The organism is Ferrovibrio sp. (genome assembly GCF_029255545.1).
Lineage (GTDB): Bacteria > Pseudomonadota > Alphaproteobacteria > Ferrovibrionales > Ferrovibrionaceae > Ferrovibrio.
The window spans coordinates 43,169-64,313 of the sequence record NZ_JANLJJ010000023.1 but is presented as its reverse complement, the minus strand read 5'-3'; the positions used below and the strand labels follow the sequence as shown (position 1 = coordinate 64,313).

Genomic DNA, 21,145 nt, shown 5'->3' with positions numbered 1-21,145 from the left:
GCGGAAGATTCGGCGGGCGTTAGTCCCGGCCGAAATGCGCCTTGATCGCCGCCTGGATGCGCGGGTCGTCGCAGGTATAGCGCACGGCGACAAAACCCTTCTCGACGCGCGCCACCGTGGCATGACAGGGAAATTCGATGCGGCCCTCGGCGGCGTCGACCCGCACGCGCAGCTCCAGCGTGTCGCCCATGGCGGGCGGCGTCGCAGCCGGGCCGAAGAACAAGCCGATGCGCGACCAGTTGCGCAACGGCAGCGCCTGACCTTTCCACGACACGGTGTCGTTCGGCCCGCCTTCCTCGCGGCGGGCCCGGCGATGCTCCTCATGGGCCTCGCCCAGCTTGAAGAAGCTGACCGATTCCGACAGGCTCTGCGCCATGTTGGCCAGCGCCTGGGCCGAGGCATGGGTCTGCTCGACCAGGGCCGCGTTGCGCTGGGTCATCTCATCCATGTTGCCCACCGCGATATTGACCTCGTCCAGGCCACGCGCCTGCTCGGCCGAGGCGGTGGCGATCTCGCCGACGATGCCGGTCACCTTGTCGACCGCATCGACGATCTCGCTGAGCGAGCCGCCGGCCTGGTTGACCAGGGCCGCGCCAGCCTTCACCTGGGCATTCGATTCCTGGATCAGCGCCTTGATGTCTTTCGACGCGTTGGCGCTGCGCTGCGCCAACGCGCGCACTTCCTGGGCGACGACCGCAAAGCCCTTGCCGGCCTCGCCGGCGCGCGCCGCTTCGACGGATGCATTCAACGCCAGCAGGTTGGTCTGGAAGGCGATCTCGTCGATCAGGCCAACGATGTCGCCGATTTTCTGCGCGCTCTGCTCGATGCTGCTCATCGCCGTCACGGCATTACCGGCCACCGCGCCGCCGCGATGCGCCGTGCTGCGCGCGGTGCCCGACAGCTGGTTGGCCGCCTGGGCGTTGTCGGCATTCTGCTTCACCGTCGCCGTCACCTGATGCATCGCCGCCGCGGTCTGCTCCAGCGCCGCCGCCTGGCTTTCGGTGCGATGCGCCAGGTCTTCCGAGCCGGACGAGATTTCCGACGCCGCCTGGCGCAGGGTATGCACCGATGCGGCGAGGTCCTCGGCAAAGCCGCGCAACGTGCTGGCCATGCTGTTGGCGCTGTCCTTCAGGTCGGCGAAGATTCCGGCGTAATCGCCATTCACGCGGCGGCTGACATCGCCCTCGGCCATGCCATGAATCACGGCCGCCAGCTCGCCGGTCACGCTGTGCAGCGTGGCGGTCAGCGCATTCAGCCGCTGCGTCACCTCCAGCAGGAAGCCGTCCTTGCCGGCCTCGGCCAGACGGGTTTCCAGCCGGCCATGGGCGATCTCCTCGCACAGGGCGGCGATCTCACGCGCGGCGGCCTGCTCGCGCGCCTCGCGGGCGGCGCGCTGCGCATCGGCATTGCGGCGGGTTTCCTCCGCTTCCTGCTGCAGCCGGTCGTTTTCCATGCCGTTGGTCTTGAACACCCCGACGGCGCGGGCGATGGCGCCGATCTCGTCGCCGCGGCCGGTATGCGGCACCGCCGTTTTCCAGTCGCGCTGCGCCAGGCGATCAATCGCCTCGGTCAGGGCATGCAGCGGACGCGCGACGGCGCGCGCCAGCATCCAGCCGAACAGCACCAGCACCAGCGCATTGATAGTGACGCCGATGCCGGTATTGCGGATTTCCTCGCGCATCACGGCATCGACATCATCCAGATAGATGCCGCTGCCGATCACCCAGCCCCAGGGCGCATAGCCCTTCACATAGGAAACCTTTTCCACTGCCTCGCTGCTGCCCGGCTTGGGCCAGCGGTAGTCGAGCTCGCCTTCGCCCGTCTCGCGGGCGATGCGGGCGAATTCGACGAAGATTTTCTTGCCATCGGGATCGGCGTAGGCGCCGACATCCTTGCCGACCAGGTCTTTCGCGAAGGGGTGCATCAGCAGCACGGGCTTCTGGTCGTTGACCCAGAAATATTCCCGCCCGCTGTAGCGCAGGCCCTGCAGCATGGTCAGCGCGGCCTGCTGCGCCGCCTCCCTGCTCATCGCGCCCGCCTCGGCCTGCTCGGCATAATGCCGCACGACGCCATGGGCCACCTCGACCAGTTCACGCGTCTTGGTGGCGCGGTCGTCCAGCAGGTTATGGCGCAGCTGGTAAAGGTCGGTGCCGAGCTGGATCACCAGGCTGACGATGGCGACCAGGATGATCGCCATGATGCGGACGAGGACGGAAAGGCCACGACGACCCGGATTGGCGGCCCCCGGATTGACGGCCGGGATGCTGGCGGCGGCGGTGATGGACATGAAGGGGAGATTCCGGATTACAGGATGGCAATGCGTGAGAGGTGACGGAAACCCGCGAAGCCTGCCTTGATCCAGATCAGTCATTTTTGTCATGGCCTGTGACAGTTCGTGACGGGATTAATTTAAAAGCCCAATGGAAACAATTGTTTGACGATCCAATCCGCGTAAGCGAAGGTCAGGCATGGAGCATACCGAGACCATCCCCTATTTCCGTGAGCTGATCGTTTTCCTTGTGGCGGCCGGAATCGTCGTGCCGGTCTTCCACCGCCTGCGTCTGAGCCCGGTGCTGGGTTTCCTGGCGGTCGGCCTGCTGATTGGTCCCCATGGCCTGGCGCTGTTCGCCGACCGCCTGCCCTGGCTGGCCTGGATCACCATCGGCGATATCGCCGGCGTGCGGCTGATCGCCGAATTCGGCATCATCTTCCTGCTGTTCATGATCGGGCTGGAGCTGTCGCTCGACCGGCTGTGGCAGATGAAACGCCTTGTGCTCGGCCTCGGCCTGGCCCAGGTGCTGATCGCCGCGGCCGTGATCGGCGGCATCGCCATGGCGTTCGGCAACAGCGCGCCGGCCGCGCTGATCCTCGGCAGCTGCCTGGCGCTCAGCTCCACCGCCATCGTCATGCAGCTGTTGATCGAAAGCCGGCGCGGCGGCACGCCGGTTGGCCGGGCCAGCTTTGCCATCCTGCTGATGCAGGACCTGGCCGTGGTGCCGATCCTGTTCATGATCGGCTTTCTCGCCACCGCCGGCACCACCAGCAACCAGAACCTGCTGCTGCAGCTGGGCCAGACCCTGCTGATCGCCGTGATTGCCATCGTCGCCATCATCGTGGTCGGCCGCCGCGTGCTGGGTCCGCTGTTCCGCCTGGCCGGTGGCGCCAACAGCCCGGAATTGTTCATGGCGCTGATCCTGCTGGTAGTGATCGCCATGGCCGCCGCCACCGGCGTCGCCGGCCTGTCCATGGCCCTGGGCGCCTTCCTTGCCGGCCTGCTGCTGGCGGAAAGCGAATACCGCCACGCCGTCGAGGTCAGCATCGAGCCCTTCAAGGGCCTGCTGCTGGGGCTGTTTTTCCTGTCGGTCGGCATGGGCATCGACCTGCGCGTCGCCACCGATGATGCCGTGTGGATCCTGCTGTCGGTGATCGGCCTGTTCGCCATCAAGGGCGGCATCATCGCCGCGCTGGCATTGCTGTTCGGCCAGAGCCGCGCCACGGCGCTGGAGATGGCATTGCTGCTGGGCCAGGGCGGCGAATTCGCCTTCGTCGTGGTGGGCCTGGGTGAACGCTATCGCCTGCTGCCGGCGGAAACCGCGCAGTTCATGCTGCTGGTCGTATCCCTGTCGATGCTGGCGACGCCTTTCATCGCGCAGGCGGCGCGGCGCATGGCGCGGGCCATGGCCGACCGCGTTGCCGATGCCGAGCATGGCGTCGGCGCCGAGACCGAGCGGCAGGACGGCCATGTGGTGATCTGCGGTTATGGCCGCGTCGGCCGCATGATCGCGACCCTGCTGGATGCCGAGCAGATTCCCTGGGTGGCGGTGGACAGCCATGCCGAAACCGTGGCGGCCGAGCGGCGCGCCGGACGGCCGGTGCATTACGGCGATGCCAGCCGCGTCGAGCTGCTGGAAAAGCTTTCCGCCGGCAGGGCGCAGGCCATGGTGGTCACGCTCGACGATGCCGCCGCCGCCGGCCATCTGGTCGCCACGGCGCATCGCGCCTGGCCGCATCTGCCGGTTTTCGCCCGCGCCCGCGACCATGGCCATGCCGGGCATCTGCGCAAACTCGGTGCCACCCAGGTGATCGCCGAGGCCGCCGAAGCCTCGCTGCAGCTCGGCGCGCTGGCCCTGGAGCAGGCCGGCCTGCCGGAAGACGCGGTGCGCCAGCGGCTGGAACGGGCGAGAAGCGCCGGCGGGCCAGCTGGGGATTGAACGGCCGGGGATTGAACGACCGGGCCCGGCACCGACACTGCGGGAATTTTTCTTTTCAACATAAAGGGTTAGGCTGCTTGGCCTGAGCGCGTGTTTCGGCTACTCTCGCCGCCCAGTGTTTCGTGCCAGGAGCGCCCCAGCGGCTGCGCCGGCCGTTTCGCGCCACAGCCTTACCGGGGGATTTATGTCGCAACCGCAACCGCTCATGCATGGCAAACGCGGCCTTATCATGGGTGTCGCCAACGACCGTTCGCTGGCCTGGGGCATCGCCAAGGCGGTGCATGCCCATGGGGCCGAACTGGCCTTCACCTATCAGGGCGAGGCGCTGGAGAAACGCGTCCGCCCGCTGGCCCAGGGTATCGGCGCCCGGCATGTGCTGGAATGCGACGTCACCAATCCGGCCTCGATCGACGCCACCTTCGCGGCGCTGGAAAAGGACTGGGGCAAACTCGACTTCCTGGTCCATGCCATCGGCTTTTCCGACAAGAACGAGCTGAAGGGCCGCTATATCGACACCAGCTTCGACAACTTCGCGCTCACCATGAACGTGAGCTGCTACAGCTTCACCGCCGTGATGCAGCGCGCCGAGAAGCTGATGACCGATGGCGGCAGCGCCATCACGCTGACCTATTACGGCGCCGAGCGCGTCATGCCGCATTACAACGTGATGGGCGTGGCCAAGGCGGCGCTGGAAGCATCCGTGCGCTACCTCGCCGCCGATCTCGGCAAGAAGGCGATCCGCGTCAACGCCATCTCGGCCGGCCCGATCAAGACGCTGGCTGCCAGCGGCATCGGCGATTTCCGCTATATCCTGAAATGGAATGAGCTGAACGCGCCCCTGCGCCAGAACGTGACCATCGAGCAGGTCGGCGGCGCCGGCCTGTATCTGCTGTCCGATTTGGGCTCCGGCGTCACCGGCGAAGTGCATCATGTCGATTCCGGCTATCACAGCGTCGGCATGGTGGCGGTGGACCAGGCCGCCCAGGTGGCCGACCTGCTGCTGTCGCTCGGCGGCAAGAAGGCCGAGTAAGCAAGCCCAATGTTAGGCGATAAGCCCTATGTCGGATAACAGCCCCCATGTCTGACAATAGTTTTGGCCGGCTCTTCCGCGTCACCACATGGGGTGAAAGCCACGGGCCGGCATTGGGCTGCGTGATCGACGGCGCGCCGCCGCGCATTCCGCTCACCGAAGCCGACATCCAGCACTGGATGGACCAGCGCAAACCGGGCACCTCGCGTTTCGTGACCCAGCGACGCGAGCCCGATGCCGTGAAAATTCTCTCGGGCGTGTTCGAGGGCCAGACCACCGGCACGCCGATTTCGCTGCTGATCGAGAATGTCGACCAGCGCTCGAAGGATTACGGCGAGATCATGGACAAGTTCCGTCCCGGTCATGCCGATTACACTTACTGGAGCAAATACGGCATCCGTGACTATCGCGGCGGCGGACGCAGCTCGGCGCGCGAGACGGCGGCCCGCGTGGCGGCCGGCGCGGTGGCGCGCAACGTGCTGAACACCCTGATCGGCTCAGCCGTGCAGATTCGCGGCGCGCTGGTGCAGGTGGGCGAGAAGACCATCGACCCGGCGAACTGGAGCTGGGACAGCGTGACGCAGAATCCCTTCTGGTGCCCCGATCCGAAGATGGCCATGGAATGGGAAGACTATCTGGATGGCATCCGCAAGGCGGGTTCATCCGTGGGCGCCGTCGTCGAGCTGCGCGCCTCGGGCATCCCTGCCGGCCTCGGCGAGCCGATCTACGGCAAGCTGGATGCCGACCTGGCCGCCGCCATGATGAGCATCAACGCCGTGAAGGGCGTGGAGATCGGCGCGGGCTTTGCCGCGGCACGTCTGAGCGGCGAGCAGAACGCCGACGAGATGCGCCTGAAGGACGGCAAGGCGGAATTCCTTTCCAACCAGGCCGGCGGCATCCTCGGCGGCATTTCCTCGGGCCAGGAGATCGTGGTGCGTTTCGCCGTGAAGCCCACCTCGTCGATATTGAGCCCGCGCGCCACCATCGACCGTTTCGGCCATGAGACCGATATCACCACCAAGGGCCGGCACGATCCCTGCGTCGGCATCCGCGCCGTGCCGGTGGGCGAGGCCATGCTGGCGCTGGTGCTGGCCGACCACCTGCTGCGCCATCGCGGCCAGGTCGGAGACTTCAAGTCCGGTTTTGACGCGCGCTGAGAAAGTGATCGTCGCCCCGGCCGCCGAGGTTTCGGAAGTCAGGGGCCTCTTACCGCATTGAAATAACCGTCATGGCCGGACTTGTTCCGGCCATCCACGCCTTTCCTGGCACCACCACGTGGATGCCCGGCCAGGGAATTCTTCTTGGGCCCGGGCATGACGGTGCTGATGTGTTGCCGCTGAAATTCGCATCAATAATGCACCACTTCCTACTGCAGCATGGGCGCGGCGGCATCCGCCACCTGGCGGCAGAGCCGTTCGCAATGGTGGCAGGCCGCGGCGCAGATGCGGCAATGGCCATGCGTTTCGCCATGGCGCTCACATTCCAGGCCGCAGACCCGGCAGGCTTCGGCGCAGGCCGCCAGCAAAGCGCGCAGGGTTGTCTGGTTGGCGCCGGTGCGCCGCGAGGCCACGGTGGCCGCGACATTGCACAAATCGGCGCAATCCAGATCGAGCCGGATGCATTGCCGCAGCCGGTCGACGTCATCTTCCGCCAGGCAGGCATCGGCGCAGGCGATGCAGGTCTGGGCGCAGTCGAGGCAGGCCTCGATGCAGCGGACCAGACTCTCATCGGGCGCGGCGTCGCCGCCAACCCGGGGATGCGTGCGGATCATGGATGCAACATGCATGAAAACCTCCTGCGTCAGATTGTCTAGGGGCTGCCTTAGCGGTAACCCCCGGCCGGACGCTTTGTTCCACACGAATTTCGCCCTAGTCTGGCGCCACAGACGGAGGAAACCATGAGCCAGTCCCCAAAGAGCGGAAAACCGCGCCCGCATGCCCTGAACATCCCGGTGCCCGAGCGCAAGGATCTCGATCCCGATACCCAGGCCTATTTCGCCAAATGCGACGAGAAGATCGGCTTCGTGCCGAACGTGCTGCTCAGCTACAGCTTCGATGCCAAGAAGCTGCGCGGCTTTTCGGAGATGTATAACGAGCTGATGCTGGCGCCCTCGGGGCTGTCCAAGCTCGAGCGCGAGATGATCGCCGTGGTGGTCAGCAGCATCAACCACTGCTTCTATTGCCTCACCGCCCATGGCGCCGCCGTGCGCCAGATCTCGGGCGATCCGAAGCTGGGCGAGCTGATGGTGATGAACTGGCGCGCCGCCGAGCTGACGCCGAAGATGCGCGCGGCGCTGGACTTCGCCACCAGGCTGACCGAGAGCCCCGACAAGATCGTCGAGGCCGACCGCCAGGCCCTGCGCGATGCCGGCTGGAGCGACCGCGACATCTGGGACATCGCCGCCACGATCAGCTTTTTCAACATGTCCAACCGCATGGCGGCCGCCATCGAGATGCGGCCGAACGACGAGTATCACGGCAGCTTCCGCTGAACCCCACCCGGCAGTCAGCCGGACAGTTCACGGCCCGCTCCCTCATCCGGAGCGGGCTTTTTCATGCTGGCGCCCACAGCCGGCTTTCGATTTATTGCTCTCTTTCTGAAGACTAGTATTCCACCGGCCAATAATCATGTAGCGCTAGTAGAATATGTTCCGTAAAATCGGGTTGCGTTTTTATGTGGGGAAAAAGCATGCGCATCGCGCCTGTCAGAATGACACTCTTGGCGATGGCCATCGTATTGGCCGCCGGCAGCAGCCGGGCAGCGGATGATTCGGCCTGGTCGGGCCCCTATACCGGCGTCACGGCCGGCGCCGGGATCGGCAAGGCCGACATGAGCCTCAATCCGACGGGAACATTTATCACCGGCAACGCCAATGACATTGCCGACGGCAATTTCTGGCGGCGCAAGACGGATCTGGATTCCGCGACCTTCACCGGCAGCCTGTATGGCGGCTATCAGGTGAAACGCGGCGGCCTGGTCTATGGCCTGGAAGCCGAGGCCGGCTATCTCGGCTTGAATGAGTCGTCGTCGGTCACGGCAACGGTCCTGACGTCGGGCAGTACCTACCGGCTGGACCAGAAGGTAGAAACGGATTTCTTCGCCGGCCTGCGCCCGCGCGTGGGTTATGTGCCCGAGGCGCTCTCCGGCAATCTGCTGCTGTTCGCCACGGGCGGCGTCTCCCTGACCCATGCCCGGGTGGACCAGAAATTCACGCAGACCAACGTCGCATATCATTCCGAAGGGCTGTCGGAGGACCGGCTGCTGCTCGGCTGGACGGCCGGCGGCGGTCTGGAATATGCGCTGTCGAAAAGCTGGAGCCTGAAGGCGGAGTATCTCTACGCCTATCTTGGCAAGGTCGAGAAAAATGGCGCCAAAGGCGTGCCGGCCAATGTTGCCGGCTACACGACGGATAACGACGCCGAACTGACCGCGCATATCATCCGCGTGGGCACTGCCTGGCACTTCTGACGCCCCTTTTGACTCGCCGATCAGGCATCAGGCATATCGCAGGCCCGCTCCCTCATCCGGAGCGGGCTTTTTGCTGCCGGGCCGGAACCACCCGCCGGACCTGTGGGCGATGGCCGATTCGTCCGCTTACGGCCTTCTGCTGCCCATTCCGGCTCTGATTAAAAAAGCGTCTGCCTGTGTTCCGGGCGCAACACTCTCTCGCTTTTCGCGCCCGCACAATAGAATGTGAACTAACAATCTGTCGCGGAAAGCCCCGATTCGACTCAAAAAATGTCTCAAGTATATGTTTTTGTTAATGTGACGCGGGACACCATTTTTCCTCTTGCACTGCACTGTCGAACCCATTATTTTTTGCATCGCAACAAGCTTCCGGTTTGTTGCATGCCCTTCTCGGGCGTTTCCTCCCTAGACTTGGGCCGCGCTTCGGTGCGGCCCCTTTTTTTGCCCGAAGCATGGCCGTCCATACGGAAACTGCCGGATTTCACACCGGTTCCGCGGCGACCGATAATTACCTGAAACTCTGCGCGCTTCCCTGACGGCGGTCAGGAATCATGCGCCGCCACCGCCTCGCGCGGCGGCACCGCCAGCACCTTGTCGATGCGGCGGCCATCCATGTCCATCACCTCGAAGCGCCAGCCATGCCACTCCACCGCATCGCCGGCCACCGGCAGGCGGCCAAAACGGGCGAGCAGGAAGCCGGCCACGGTATGGCCTTCCTCCTCGGGCAGATGCAGGCCGAGACGGTCGGCCATGTCCTCGCGCGGCAGGCTGCCATCGATCAGCCAGGAGCCATCCTCGCGCTGCACCAGGTCGGGTGCCTCGCCATCGGGAAAAGCGAAATCGCCGGCAATGGTCTGCAGGATGTCGCTGGCGGTGACCACGCCTTCCAGGCTGCCGAATTCATCGACCACGAAGGCCATGCCGGCCGGCGAGGTCTTCAGCAAGGCCAGCACGTCCAGCACGTCGGCGCTTTCATGCACCGCGGGCACCGGGCGGATCAGCTCGGCGAAGCCTTTCGCGGCGAGCTGGTCGCGGCCGCCATCGAGCAGCGCATCGAACACGTCCTTCACGCCGACGATGCCGACCGGCTCGTCGATCGAGCCATGCGAGGCGGGCAGGCGCAGATGCATGGTCTGGCGCAGGCGCTGCACCAGTTCGTCATGCGGCGCATCGAGATCAAGCCAGTCAAGATCGTGGCGCGGCGTCATCACGCTGCGCACCGCGCGGTCGCCCAGTTTCAGCACTGCGGCGATCATCTGGCGCTCGGCCGGCTCCACCGTGCCGGCGCTTTCGGCTTCGGCCACCAGATGGCGGATTTCCTCTTCCGTCACCGCTTCCGTGTTGCTGGCGCCGGCGCCCAGCAGGCGCAGCACCAGCTTGGAGGAAATGTCGAGCAGCGATATGACCGGGCTGGCGATCCAGGCCAGGCCGGCCAGTAAAGGCGCCATGGCGGCGGCGATCGGCTCGGGTTTTTTCAGCGCCAGCTGCTTGGGCACCAGCTCGCCGATGATCAGCGACAGATAGGTGACGCTGCCCACCACCACGCTAAATGCGATGCCATCGGCAATCGGTTCGGCCACCAGATAGGTGGCTTCGATCCAGGTGGAAAAGCGATCGGCCAGTGTGGCGCCGGAAAAGGCGCCCGCGAGAATCCCGACCAGGGTGATGCCGATCTGCACGCTGGACAAAAAGCGGCCCGGATTGGCTGCCAGTTTCAGCGCCAGTCTGGCGCCGCGCGCCACCGCGGTTTTCCGGCGCGCCAGCGCTTCCAGCCGGGCGCGCCGCGATGACACCACCGCCAGCTCCGACATGGCAAGCATGCCGTTGAGCAGGATCAGCGCCGCGATGAGGATCAGCTCAAGCGCGAGCGACATGATGCGCCTTCATGCGGAGCGGGGATTCAGGTGGGGCGGCGGAAAGAGAGTCGCGGCCGGCAACGGGCGCACGGCCCCGGCAAGGTCGGTCTGGCATAGCCGGGGGAATATAAGCGACGCCCCGGCGCGATGCTAGGGGGCAGACCGCCGCCTGGTTGCATTCGCCGTGGTCAGGACTCTGCGCCGGCTGTGGCTTCGGCCGTGTCGGCGGCGGCGTCCGCCTTGCTGCGGCGCTTGCGTTTCTCGGCCGGCGCCACGCCGGAATTCTGCTGGTCGGCCAGCTTCTGGGCGGCGGCTTCGGCCTGCTGGGCATCGCGGGCCAGACGCAGGGCGCGCAGGCGATCCACCTTGGCGGTTTCGGCCTTGTCCTTCTCCTGCTGGAATCGGCGCGCCTCGGCGGCCTCGCGCTCACGCAGGGCGGTTTTCTTGAATCGCTCTTCGGCGCGGAGGCGGGCTTCTTCGGCGGATACGGTGCGTGTCGACATGGGTGGTCCTTGATCAGGGCGACGGGGCGGTCGCGAAACGACAGGAACTGTCATCAGGCCGGCCAATGCCGCGCTGACAGCAGGGGTGTTGCGTCGGAAACGAGCGTTGCAGCCCCGGATGATCCGAGGGCGATAACGGCTTGAAGGCGGTAATCCGGGCTTCGCCGCTTTATGATGCGAAGCGCGCTGAATGCCCTTGTCGGTGGCTGCGGAACAAGAACTGGAGCGACAGGGCGGGGCGCCGGCAGTCATCCGGCGTATTATCTATAATTATAGTACAGTATACGCCCAATAGCCAGCATCCGCGCGTCAGAACCCGATAGCCGTCCAGGTTGTGGCAACGCCGATTAGGCCCCAGAGCGCCAGCAGGGAAAACCACAGCGCGCCGTATTTCACGGCCTGGCCTGCTCCGGCGCCGCCGTCAGGGCCTGGGCCAGGCTGGCTGCCAGCCCGGGCGGCACTTCCCGGGCGCCATGCAGGATGGCAACCAGGCTGTCGCGCGTCATGATCAGCCTGGTCGCCAGTTGCTCAAGCGTCAGGCCGCGGGCATGGCAGATGTCGGCGAAGCAGAGCTGCATGCCGGCGGGATAAAACAGTTTGCCCTGCCGCCGCTGCGGCCGGCACAGCATGGCGATGCTCGCCTGGGGCAGGATGCTGAGGGCGTGCGGGCCCTGCAATGGCGCGGCGGTGGCGGTCATGACGGCTCCCTGTGGTTTTGCGTCCGGTCGATACCGGTTCAGCTGTCCCGGGCCAGGATCTGCGTGCAGGCGCTGATCACATCGCTTTCCGCGCTTTCGCGGCCCGGCATGACGGCGAATTTCTCGGCCAGTTCACGCCGCGCGCTCCAGTCCAGCGCCGCGCTGTTCGGTGTCACGACGCGCGCCTGGGCGGCGCAGATCATTGCCTGCTGCTCGACCGCGCTGGCATGGCTCTGGCGGTCGGCGCGGCCCTGGGTGACCTGCCAGCCCATGGAATTGGAAATCAGCGGACCGGCGACTAGGCCGACCACAAGGGCGATGGCGACCGGCCTGATGCTGTCCCAGCGGTCGCCGAAACGCTGCTGCCAGGTCGTCTTGCTGTTGATGGATGATGTCATCACAAATCCTCCGCCGCGCTGCCTGAGGCGGCCTGCTGAGAGACAGGGCGTGAAAGACGCGTCGCCGGCAGGGCGGCGCGTTACATGTATTGCGGCAGCGCCAGCATGCTGCGGCGTGCCCGCGCGGTCTGGCGGAACTGCAGCCGGAATTGCCGCTCGCTCAGCCCGGCGCTGCGCAGCGCGAGTTGTCCGACCTCGTCGGACAGCAGCAGGTCCAGCCGGATATTGGCAGGACCCGCTGGCGCCGCGACCCGCAACGGCCGGGAAGGAAACGACAGGATGTTGCTCATCGCGACTCCTCCCCGGCCATGCGGTCAGACCTTGACGGCGTCCGGCTGCGGCTGGGCCGGCGCGTTGGCCGGACCCTGCTGCTGGGTCTGGCCTTCGGCGGCCTTGGCATCGGCGACCCTCTTGTCGAGTTCAGCCAGATTATTCGGCTTGTTCTGGGACTGGGTCATGACAATCACGCTTTCTATGCGGCAGAAACGCCGCAGCCCCGGTCTAGGCTTTTTACTTGTGCAAGTCGATGTATTTATTTGAGAAATACCTTTGTTTCCAAGTATTTAATGACGGTTTTACTTTATAAGCGCCTGTTAAGGCTCCCAGATTTAAATATTCATCGCGGAAGTAGTCTTGGTTCTAGTCCGCTCAGCGGCCCAGCACGCCGTCCCGGAGCTGCTCGAAGCTCGCGCGGCTGAAGCGCGGGCGCTCGGTCAGATACTGCGGCGGGCCGACCACCTCGTTCTGCGCGGTGAGGCGGAAACGCAGCCCCCAGAAGCCGAGGATGCTGTCGCCCGGCATGCCATACCGATAGTCGTGTGCTTCCGCGATCAGGCCGCCGGCATTGTCGGGCATCGGATCGGGTTTCAGCGTCCAGTGCAGGCGGCCATCGGCGAACCAGCGGAACACGCCGGCATCATAAGTCGCCTCGGCGGCCTGCAACGCTTTGCTGCGGTCGGGCCGCGGAATCGTCTGCCAGGCGATCGGCTTGGCCGCAAACGGCGAGGCGAAGCCGATCAGGATGGCATCGGGCAGGTCGACCACGATGCGGCGCCACCAGGGCTGGAACAGCACCGGATAGGCGGCAACGCGCGCCGTGTCGGCATGAACGACATGCGCAGCGCGCAGCTCCGCGCGCGTGCGCTCCTGCATGTGCAGGCCGATGCCCCAGGCCATGGTGGTGTAGAGCACGACATAGACCAGCGCGAACCGCGCCATGCGCTGCACATGGCGCGGCTTGGCGCGACTGGTCAGGCCGAACAGGAAGGCGACCAGCAGCGGCAGGGTATAAAGCGGATCGATGATCGGCATCGCATCGATGGCGAACCGCACCGCGCTGAACGGCGCCAGCAGCTGCGTGCCATAGGCGGTGAAAAGATCGAGCACGGGATGCGTCACGCAGGCCAGCGCGCCGAGCCACATCCAGCAATGGCGGCGGTTGCGGTCCTCCTCGGTGTCGGCCGGCTTGCGACGCAGCCGCTCGGCCTTCCAGATCATCCAGCCGATCGCGGTGCCGTAGATCAGTGTGGCCGGAATCGAATGACTGACGGCGCGGTGATACAGCCAGCCATCGGTGATGCTCTCCGGCCCGAACAGGCCCGACAGCACATCCAGATCGGGCAGGGTGGCGATCAGTGCGCCGGCGGCCACCGCGCGGCGGCCGAGAATGCGGCGGGCACCGGCCTGGGCCACCACGCCGCCGAACAGAAGCTGCGTGACGCTATCCATTGCAAGGACCGGAATGCTGGGAAGGAGGAAGGGACATGCCGCGACACTCTGGCATGCCCCAACTGAATTTCAAGGCGCGACACTTCAAGCCAGGGGGATTTCAAGCTGGGAGATTCCGGCCGGCGGCGTTATTCCACATGCCCCCTGTTGCGCAGGACCGCCTTGTGCCATTTCGCCCGCAGCGCGCTCGGCCGTTCGGGGTAGCGTTCATCGAGGAAGTCGGCCGCCAGCACGCGGTCGGTGCGGAAGCTGCGGAAATCGCGGCGCAGCTCGCACCAGGCCACCACCATGCGCACGGTGTCGAAATAGCCGATGGTGACCGGCCAGATCACGCGCCTGGTTTCGCGGCCCAACTCGTCGCGATAATCCAGCGCGATCTTGCGGCCCGTGCGGATCGCCTGTCGCGTCTGCACCATGTCGATGGCATCGGGCTGCTGGTTCCAGCTCGGCGGCGCGATGGCGGCCGGTTCGGCCGCATAGGGGCGCAGGCGCTCCGGCACCGCCTGGGCGATCTTGGCGATCAGGTCGAGGGCGGCGCGCGCCAGCACCGGATCGGCGCGGCGCGACACCCATTGCGCGCCGAGCACGGCGGCCTCGATTTCATCCGGCGTGAGCATCAGCGGCGGCAGGTCGAACCCCTGGTCCAGCACATAGCCCATGCCGGCCTCGCCGCGGATCGGCACGCGCTGGGCCATCAGCGCCGCGATGTCGCGATAGACGCTGCGCTTCGAGGTCTCGAGCTCCTGCGCCAAAGCCTCGGCCGTCACCGGATGGCGTCTGGCGCGGCGCAGGATCTGCACGATCTGGAACAGGCGGTCGGCTTTTCTCATGGGCAAGGTCTATCCCGGCACTGCTGACAGCATGGTGGCAGCAGGGGGTTGCTACAAGCATTTCCGACGGCATCGCGCCGTTGCCTCCCCCTTTTCACGCCTCCGGAGCCACCATGAGCTATATGGACATCCCCGCCCGCCAGCCGATCCGCCTGCATGGCGGCGGCCCCGCCTTCGGTCTGCCCGAGGTAAGCCCCTACACGATGAAGACCGAGGTGCAGCTGCAGATCGCCGGCCTGCCCTACATCCATGTGCGCGCCCAGCCGGCCGACTCGCCCAAGGGCCAGTTGCCCTTCATCACCGATGACGACGTGACGGTGGCCGATTCCACCTTCATCCGCAGCTATATCGAGCAGAAATACGGCGTCGACCTCGATGCGGCCCTAAGCACGGAGCAGCGCGCGGTGGCCTGGGCGGTGGAGCGCATGGTGGAAAACCAGCTCGGCTGGGCCTGCGCCTATTTCCGTTATGCCGATGATGCGAGTTTCGCCAATGGTCCGGCGCGCTGGTATGACGCCGTGCCCGAGCCGCAGCGCACCGAGCTGCGCCAGGCCCTGCGCGACAAGGTGATGGCCAACCTGTTCGCCGTGGGCATCACGCGCCACGGCCATGACGAGATCGTTCTGCTGGGCGCGCGCTCGCTGCGGTCGCTGTCGGTGCTGCTGGGCGACAAGCCGTATCTGTTCGGCGGACACCCCACCGGCAGCGACGCGATCGCCTTCGCCCAGCTGGCCAATATCCTCTCGCCATATTTCGACAATGCCCTGCGCCGCCGCGCCGAGGCGTTTCACAATCTGGTCGATTACGTCGAGCGCATGATGGAGCGCTTCTATCCGCGTTTCGCCTGGCGCGCCTGCCAGAAGGCGGCGTGAGACGGCCGTTCACATTCGGCGGAACATGACCATCAGGTTGTTGGCCGGCATCTCGACCACGGACATCCGCGTGAAGCCGTGGCGCGTGGCCAGCGGCGCGACCTCTGAATCGAGGCAGCGCACGCCCCAGCGTGGATCGCGCGCCTGCAGGCTGTCGTCGAAGGCGACATTCGACGGCGCGGTATGGACGCCGTTGCGCCGGAACGGGCCGTAGAGCATGAGCGGCGCGGTCTCGCCAGCTAGGATGCGGGCCGCGCCGGCCACCAGTCCCTCGGCCGCCGCCCAGGGCGCGATATGGATCATGTTGCAGCAGAGCAGCGCATCGGCCTGCCGCACCGGCCAGTCATCGGCCGTGACGTCGATGCGCAGGGCCGGGCGGATGTTGGTGGCCCCGCTGTCGGCCGCATGGGCATCGATGGAGGGCAGCGCATCGGCATCAAAATCGCTTGGCTGCCAGAGCAGCGGCGCCAGAAGCGGCGCCATGAAGGCGGCATGCTCGCCGCTGCCGCTGGCGATTTCCAGCAGCAGGCCCTGTTTTGGCAGCTCAGCGCGCAGAACGGCCAGGATGGCCTCGCGGTTGCGCAGGGTGGCCGGCGCATGGCGGCGGGGATCGGTGGTCATGGTCGCCTGTCTCGTCTCAATCGTGGCATGTCTCGCCTCAATCATGGCGGCGCGTAACCGATATCACAGCCCGTGCGACAAAGCGTCCCGCTGGCGCCGATCCCCGATTGACGGCGGCGCCGGCGCGGGCTTAGACTTCGCCCCATGACCGCGACCTACCGCTTCTGGCATTATTTTACCCCCTCCCATACGGGCGGCGCGCTGGTCATTGTCTGAACCATTGCAGCCGCCGAGGTCGGCGGCTTGCAACATCACTGAAGGTCTCCGGCCCGGCGGCTCAGAACCCGGCCCTCAAGGAGACCGTCATGCAAACCCAGCAAAATCCCGACCTGAACCCGGCGCCAGACCTGTCGCCTGAGCTGGACCTGCCCCAGGTCGCGCTGCAGAAATCGCATCTCGCCGAAGGCGTGTCGCTGGCCGAATTGCTGGTGCTGGCCGGCCTGGCGGTGAACCGCGATGCCGCGCGACGGCTCATCACGCTCGGCGAAACCAGCATCGACGACCGCCCGGTCGACAACGCGATGGAGCGCGTGCGCCTGTCCGAAGGGGCGATCCGCATCGCCGCCGGCGCGGCGCAGGTGCTGCTGCGCGCGGTATGAGCAGGCCGCGCGCCCCGGTTCTGCATGCTTTGGTCTTGCCTGTTCAGTCCTACTTGGCGGGCGGCGGTTCGCTATAGGCCACGAAGACCTCGACCGTGTAGAGCCGCAGGAATTTCAGGTAGCGGATCAGCATGCCGAATGCGATGGCGGCCGCCAGCAGCGCCAGCCACAGTTTTCCGCTGACCATGTCGGACCAGCCCTGTCGCCACCACAGGCAGGCAGCGGCGCCGAGGAAGGCCACGGTCGCCATTGCGGCGACGAAGGCGATGTTGCGGCAGAAGCTGTAGAGCTTGATGAAGATTTCCATGCGCCGAAAGGCAAGCTCATCGCGTTTGGCCACCGCATAGGCGGTCCAGAACAACGCCTCGCCGGCCTCGGCCGGCTTGTGTTCGCGCGCCGCGCGCTCCGTCACGCGGCGGCGCAGGCCGTCATCCAGCGGCGTGTAATATTCAAGCAGCAGCGTCCGCCGGGGCCAGCCGCCCTGCGGCTGCTCGGCAAACAGCAGCCGCTTCGGTTCGCCCAGCAGTTTCGGCACCAGATGCCGCTCGATCAGGAAGCCGGCCGGACCGGCGAGGATATGGCCCAGCACATAGCCGAGCGGCAGGGTGATCAGCCCCTCGGACAGCGACCAGCTCGCGCCGATCACCCAATGGGTGGCAAAGACCAGATCGCAGGCCGCCATCGCCGCCAGGCCGGTGGCCAGATAGGCAAAGATATCGAAATCCGACAGACCGCCCAGCTTGTCCATGACGCGCCCCGCCTTTTGCCTGCCCGCATGCGCCAGTATGCATCGTTGGTTTTTATTATATCATGCATCGCGCGGCGGCGCGCGGCGTTCCGTCCCGGCGCGGATCGACGCGGCATGCCGGATGCACTAGGGATGAAGCCGGTCGTCGCCTGGAGTCTTGTGGTCTGAACCGATGCAGCCAGAAGCAATGCCCGAAACGATCGTCGAGCATGACGGCGACCCGGCGCCGGCGGCAGCGCGGGATGCGCCGGTGCGCAAGATCATCCATGTCGATCTCGATGCTTTCTATGCCTCGGTGGAGCAGCGCGACAACCCGGAGCTGCGTGGCCGGCCGGTCGCCGTGGGCGGTTCGCGCGAGCGCGGCGTGGTGGCGGCGGCCAGCTACGAGGCGCGCAGATTCGGCGTCCGCTCGGCGATGCCCTCGGTCACCGCGAAACGCAAATGCCCCGAGCTGGTTTTCGTCAGGCCGCGCTTTGACGTGTATCGCGCGATCTCGCAGCAGATCCGCGCCATCTTCGCCGACTACACGCCGCTGATCGAGCCGCTGTCGCTGGACGAGGCGCATCTCGACGTCACCACCAACCTGAAGGGCATGCCATCGGCGACGCAGATCGCCGAGGAGATCCGCGCCCGCATCAAGGCCGAAACCGGGCTGACCGCCTCGGCCGGCGTGTCCTACAACAAGTTCCTCGCCAAGCTGGCCTCCGACCAGAACAAGCCCGACGGGCTGTTCGTCATCACGCCGAAGATGGGCCCCGTCTTCGTCGAGACTTTGCCGGTCGGCAAGTTCCATGGCATCGGCCCGGCCACCGCCGAGCGCATGAACCGGCTGGGCATCATGACCGGCCTCGACCTGCGCGCGCGGGAGCTGCCCTTCCTGGTCCGTCATTTCGGCAAGGCCGGCACCTATTTCTACTGGATCTCGCGCGGCATCGATCACCGGCCGGTGCGGCCCGACCGCGTGCGCAAATCGGTCGGCGCGGAAAACACTTTCAATGCCGACCTGTTTGAGCACGGCGCCGCCCTGGCCGAGTTGCACCCGCTGATCGACAAGGTGTGGCGCTATTGCGAGGACCGCGACATCCGCGGCCGCACCGTGACGCTGAAGGTGAAATACGCCGATTTCCAGCAGGTGACCCGCAGCCGCAGCCTGGCGGCGCCGATCGCCGCGCGCGCCGTGTTCGAGCAGATCGCCTGCGCCCTGCTGGAGCAGCTGTTTCCGGTGACCAAGGGCATCCGCCTGCTTGGCGTGACGCTTTCCTCGCTCAACGAGGCCGAGGCGGAGAAGGCGGAGATGACGGGCCAGCTCAGCCTGGGCATGTGAGGGAGGGTCGTTCCGGCGCGCGGGCAGCGGCGCCGGCCCACTTGCCGGAGGAAGCGATTTGTACTATATATGTTCTCAATGCCGCCACCACGGCAGAGTTATCGAGAGTGAGTTTGCATAACACCGTATGCCGGTGCGGCAATCCCCCCGCCGCGCCGGCATACCCGGTTTTTGCCCGGTGAATCGTTGCCCGGTGAACCGTCCCGGGGCGCCATGCCGCGCGATAAGCGGCGATAAGCCGGCATAAGGGGCGATACGCAAAACGAACCCGAACGAACCGAAACGAACCTGGGCGAACCCGAACGAACCTGAGCGAACCTGAGCGAACCGAAACGAACCCAGACGAACCCGGGCGAACCCGGGCGAACCGAAACGAACCCAGACGAACCCGGGCGAACCCGGGCGAACCGAAACGAACCCGGGCGAATACCGGCGAAGCCGCCTTCGGCCCCTTTACGCCGCGCCCCTTTGACTTTGCAGGCGGCGGCTGGCTACTGTGCCGTTTCGCTTTTTTGTAGGCGCAACAACGATTTTGGGAAGGAAACCGGCCTTGTCCGTTCCGGCCAGCATGTCATCGGGCCATTCTGCATCCACCCCGGCTGCATCCACCCCGGCGGCCTTCGCCCGGCCCAACCCGGCTGCCCAGGCGGTGCGTTTCGCCGGCCTGGACATCACCTTCCAGCTGCAGACCGGCGGCGTGCACCGCGCCGTCTCCGACATCACGCTGAACGTGGCGCGCCACGATTTCGTCGCCATCGTCGGCCCCACCGGCTGCGGCAAATCCACCCTGCTGAATGCCGCCGCCGGCCTGCTGAAGCCCTCGGCCGGCACAGTCGAGATCAACGGTACCCCGCTCAGCGGCCTGAATGCCAAAGCCGGCTACCTGTTCCAGGCCGACGCGCTGATGCCATGGAAGACCGCGATCGACAATGTCGCCGTGGCGCTGGAGCCGCAGGGCGTGAAACGCGCCGAGGCGCTGGAGCGCGCGCGGGCCTGGCTCACCCGCGTCGGCCTGAAGAACTTCGCCGACCGGTATCCGCATATGCTGTCGGGCGGCCAGCGCAAGCGCGTGTCGCTGGCGCAGATGCTGATCCGCGATCCGCAGATCCTGCTGATGGACGAGCCTTTCGGCCCGCTGGATGCGCAGACGCGGCAGATCATGGGCAACCTGCTGCTGTCGCTGTGGGCCGCTGGCGACCAGGCCGGCGAGCGCAAGGCCGTGCTGTTCGTCACCCACGACCTGGAAGAGGCCATCGCGCTGGCCGACCGCGTGATCGTGATGTCGGCCGGGCCGGCGGCGAAGATCGTCGGCGATTTCCGCGTCGAGCTGCCCAGGCCGCGCGACATCGCCGAAATCCGCACCGAGCCGGCCTTCCACCAGATTCACAAGGCGATCTGGGCGTCCTTACGCGTCGAAGTGCAGAAAACCTACGAGATGAGCGCGGAGGCGCAACAATGAAGGGCGCGCTGAATCGCGGCACCCTGCTGGTGCTGCAGGTGCTGGTCGGCCTGGGCTTCCTGCTGCTGTGGCACCTGCTCACCACCATTCCGGTGATCGACGGCAAGCCGCTGCTGCCGCCCTTCTTCTTCTCCACGCCGCTGGACGTGCTGGCGCGCACGGCGAAGGATTTCGCCGGCACCGAAATCTGGCGGCACCTGGGCATCACGCTGCTGGAAACCGAGCTGGCCTTTGCCATCGGCGCGCTGGGCGGCATCGTGGTGGGTTTCGCCTTCGCGCGGCGCGAATTGCTGGCCGCCGTGTTCGATCCCTATGTGAAGGCGGCCAACGCGCTGCCCCGCGTGGTGCTGGCGCCGATCTTCGCGCTCTGGTTCGGCCTTGGCATCTGGTCGAAGGTGGCACTCGGTTTCACGCTGGTCTTCTTCATCGTGTTCTTCAACGTCTACCAGGGCATCAAGGAAGTCAGTCCCACCGTGCTGGCCAATGCGCGCATGCTGGGCATGAACGAGCGCCAGCTGCTGCGCCATGTCTACTGGCCGGCGGCGCTGACCTGGATGTTCTCGTCATTGCATACCAGCGTCGGTTTCGCGCTGGTCGGCGCCGTGGTGGGCGAATATCTCGGCTCGGCCGGCGGCCTGGGCTACAAGATCCACGAGGCGGAAAGCGTGTTCGACGTCACCGGCGTGTTTTCCGGCATGCTGATCCTGGCGATCTTCGTGATCGTGATCGACACCGTGGTGACCATGATCGAGAACCGGCTGCTGGTCTGGCGGCCCGATACGGCGGCGAAGACCGTCTGA

At 66.0% G+C, this 21,145-nt stretch carries 22 protein-coding genes; 10 read left to right on the top strand and 12 right to left on the bottom strand.

The features are described 5' to 3' along the window. Window positions 1-19: 19 nt before the first annotated feature. Window positions 20-2,287, bottom strand: coding sequence for a methyl-accepting chemotaxis protein (locus tag Q1J79_RS04165; RefSeq protein WP_300296915.1), 2,268 nt, complete (start codon window positions 2,285-2,287; stop codon window positions 20-22). Between the two features lie 181 nt (window positions 2,288-2,468). Between Q1J79_RS04165 and Q1J79_RS04160 the strand changes: the two genes are divergently transcribed. From Q1J79_RS04160 to aroC, 3 genes are all read left to right on the top strand, one after another. Beyond that, a complete protein-coding gene (locus Q1J79_RS04160; RefSeq protein WP_300296912.1) occupies window positions 2,469-4,211 on the top strand; it encodes a cation:proton antiporter in 1,743 nt (580 codons plus the stop codon). 184 nt (window positions 4,212-4,395) lie between these two features. Then, window positions 4,396-5,241, top strand: coding sequence for an enoyl-ACP reductase FabI (fabI, locus tag Q1J79_RS04155; protein WP_300296909.1), 846 nt, complete (start codon window positions 4,396-4,398; stop codon window positions 5,239-5,241). A 47-nt stretch (window positions 5,242-5,288) separates the two neighbouring features. Continuing rightward, window positions 5,289-6,398: a chorismate synthase gene (aroC, locus tag Q1J79_RS04150; protein WP_300296907.1), complete on the top strand. Its 1,110-nt coding sequence runs from the start codon at window positions 5,289-5,291 to the stop codon at window positions 6,396-6,398. A gap of 209 nt (window positions 6,399-6,607) precedes the next feature. On the opposite strand, the gene Q1J79_RS04145 is transcribed toward aroC, so the two are convergent. Continuing rightward, window positions 6,608-7,027: a four-helix bundle copper-binding protein gene (locus Q1J79_RS04145; RefSeq protein ID WP_300296904.1), complete on the bottom strand. Its 420-nt coding sequence runs from the start codon at window positions 7,025-7,027 to the stop codon at window positions 6,608-6,610. Between the two features lie 111 nt (window positions 7,028-7,138). Here Q1J79_RS04145 and Q1J79_RS04140 point away from each other — a divergent pair, with 111 nt between their 5' ends. Both Q1J79_RS04140 and Q1J79_RS04135 read left to right on the top strand, forming a co-directional pair. Beyond that, window positions 7,139-7,732, top strand: coding sequence for a peroxidase-related enzyme (locus tag Q1J79_RS04140; RefSeq protein ID WP_300296901.1), 594 nt, complete (start codon window positions 7,139-7,141; stop codon window positions 7,730-7,732). Window positions 7,733-7,965: 233 nt separating this feature from the next. Further along, complete coding sequence (locus Q1J79_RS04135) at window positions 7,966-8,709, top strand: outer membrane beta-barrel protein (RefSeq protein ID WP_300296898.1); 744 nt, start codon at window positions 7,966-7,968, stop codon at window positions 8,707-8,709. A gap of 542 nt (window positions 8,710-9,251) precedes the next feature. Here the strand turns inward: Q1J79_RS04135 and Q1J79_RS04130 are convergent. The 8 genes from Q1J79_RS04130 to Q1J79_RS04095 form a co-directional block, all read right to left on the bottom strand. Beyond that, window positions 9,252-10,583: a hemolysin family protein gene (locus Q1J79_RS04130; protein ID WP_300296896.1), complete on the bottom strand. Its 1,332-nt coding sequence runs from the start codon at window positions 10,581-10,583 to the stop codon at window positions 9,252-9,254. Window positions 10,584-10,753: 170 nt separating this feature from the next. Beyond that, the gene (locus Q1J79_RS04125) at window positions 10,754-11,068 is read right to left on the bottom strand and encodes a hypothetical protein (RefSeq protein ID WP_300296893.1); all 315 of its coding nucleotides are present in this window, start codon (window positions 11,066-11,068) and stop codon (window positions 10,754-10,756) included. Between the two features lie 392 nt (window positions 11,069-11,460). Continuing rightward, a complete protein-coding gene (locus Q1J79_RS04120) occupies window positions 11,461-11,766 on the bottom strand; it encodes a helix-turn-helix transcriptional regulator (protein ID WP_300296890.1) in 306 nt (101 codons plus the stop codon). A 38-nt stretch (window positions 11,767-11,804) separates the two neighbouring features. Continuing rightward, window positions 11,805-12,164 (bottom strand): hypothetical protein, encoded by a 360-nt coding sequence (locus tag Q1J79_RS04115; protein WP_300296887.1) that lies wholly within the window; start codon window positions 12,162-12,164, stop codon window positions 11,805-11,807. An 80-nt stretch (window positions 12,165-12,244) separates the two neighbouring features. Beyond that, window positions 12,245-12,454 (bottom strand): hypothetical protein, encoded by a 210-nt coding sequence (locus tag Q1J79_RS04110; protein WP_300296885.1) that lies wholly within the window; start codon window positions 12,452-12,454, stop codon window positions 12,245-12,247. A gap of 24 nt (window positions 12,455-12,478) precedes the next feature. Beyond that, window positions 12,479-12,622, bottom strand: a complete 144-nt coding sequence (locus tag Q1J79_RS04105) for a hypothetical protein (protein ID WP_300296882.1) — start codon at window positions 12,620-12,622, stop codon at window positions 12,479-12,481. A 190-nt stretch (window positions 12,623-12,812) separates the two neighbouring features. Further along, entirely contained in the window at window positions 12,813-13,892 is a 1,080-nt protein-coding gene (locus Q1J79_RS04100; RefSeq protein ID WP_300296879.1) for a metal-dependent hydrolase, read from the bottom strand. A 128-nt stretch (window positions 13,893-14,020) separates the two neighbouring features. Next, the gene (locus Q1J79_RS04095; protein ID WP_300296876.1) at window positions 14,021-14,722 is read right to left on the bottom strand and encodes a YafY family protein; all 702 of its coding nucleotides are present in this window, start codon (window positions 14,720-14,722) and stop codon (window positions 14,021-14,023) included. 113 nt (window positions 14,723-14,835) lie between these two features. Here Q1J79_RS04095 and Q1J79_RS04090 point away from each other — a divergent pair, with 113 nt between their 5' ends. Continuing rightward, window positions 14,836-15,594, top strand: a complete 759-nt coding sequence (locus Q1J79_RS04090; protein ID WP_300296873.1) for a glutathione S-transferase family protein — start codon at window positions 14,836-14,838, stop codon at window positions 15,592-15,594. Window positions 15,595-15,603: 9 nt separating this feature from the next. Here the strand turns inward: Q1J79_RS04090 and Q1J79_RS04085 are convergent, their stop codons facing one another. Beyond that, entirely contained in the window at window positions 15,604-16,215 is a 612-nt protein-coding gene (locus tag Q1J79_RS04085; RefSeq protein WP_300296871.1) for a DUF938 domain-containing protein, read from the bottom strand. Between the two features lie 305 nt (window positions 16,216-16,520). Here Q1J79_RS04085 and Q1J79_RS04080 point away from each other — a divergent pair, with 305 nt between their 5' ends. Then, window positions 16,521-16,814, top strand: coding sequence for a hypothetical protein (locus tag Q1J79_RS04080; protein WP_300296868.1), 294 nt, complete (start codon window positions 16,521-16,523; stop codon window positions 16,812-16,814). Window positions 16,815-16,863: 49 nt separating this feature from the next. Here Q1J79_RS04080 and Q1J79_RS04075 read toward each other — a convergent pair whose 3' ends face one another. After that, window positions 16,864-17,562: a hypothetical protein gene (locus tag Q1J79_RS04075; protein WP_300296866.1), complete on the bottom strand. Its 699-nt coding sequence runs from the start codon at window positions 17,560-17,562 to the stop codon at window positions 16,864-16,866. A 187-nt stretch (window positions 17,563-17,749) separates the two neighbouring features. Between Q1J79_RS04075 and dinB the strand changes: the two genes are divergently transcribed. From dinB to Q1J79_RS04060, 3 genes are all read left to right on the top strand, one after another. Beyond that, window positions 17,750-18,886 carry a DNA polymerase IV gene (gene dinB, locus Q1J79_RS04070; RefSeq protein WP_300296863.1) on the top strand — a complete coding sequence of 379 codons (1,137 nt, stop codon included), beginning with the start codon at window positions 17,750-17,752 and terminating at the stop codon, window positions 18,884-18,886. 550 nt (window positions 18,887-19,436) lie between these two features. Further along, entirely contained in the window at window positions 19,437-20,345 is a 909-nt protein-coding gene (locus Q1J79_RS04065) for an ABC transporter ATP-binding protein (RefSeq protein ID WP_300296861.1), read from the top strand. Beyond that, window positions 20,342-21,145 carry an ABC transporter permease gene (locus Q1J79_RS04060; protein WP_300296858.1) on the top strand — a complete coding sequence of 268 codons (804 nt, stop codon included), beginning with the start codon at window positions 20,342-20,344 and terminating at the stop codon, window positions 21,143-21,145. The genes Q1J79_RS04065 and Q1J79_RS04060 overlap by 4 nt, the downstream gene beginning before the upstream one ends.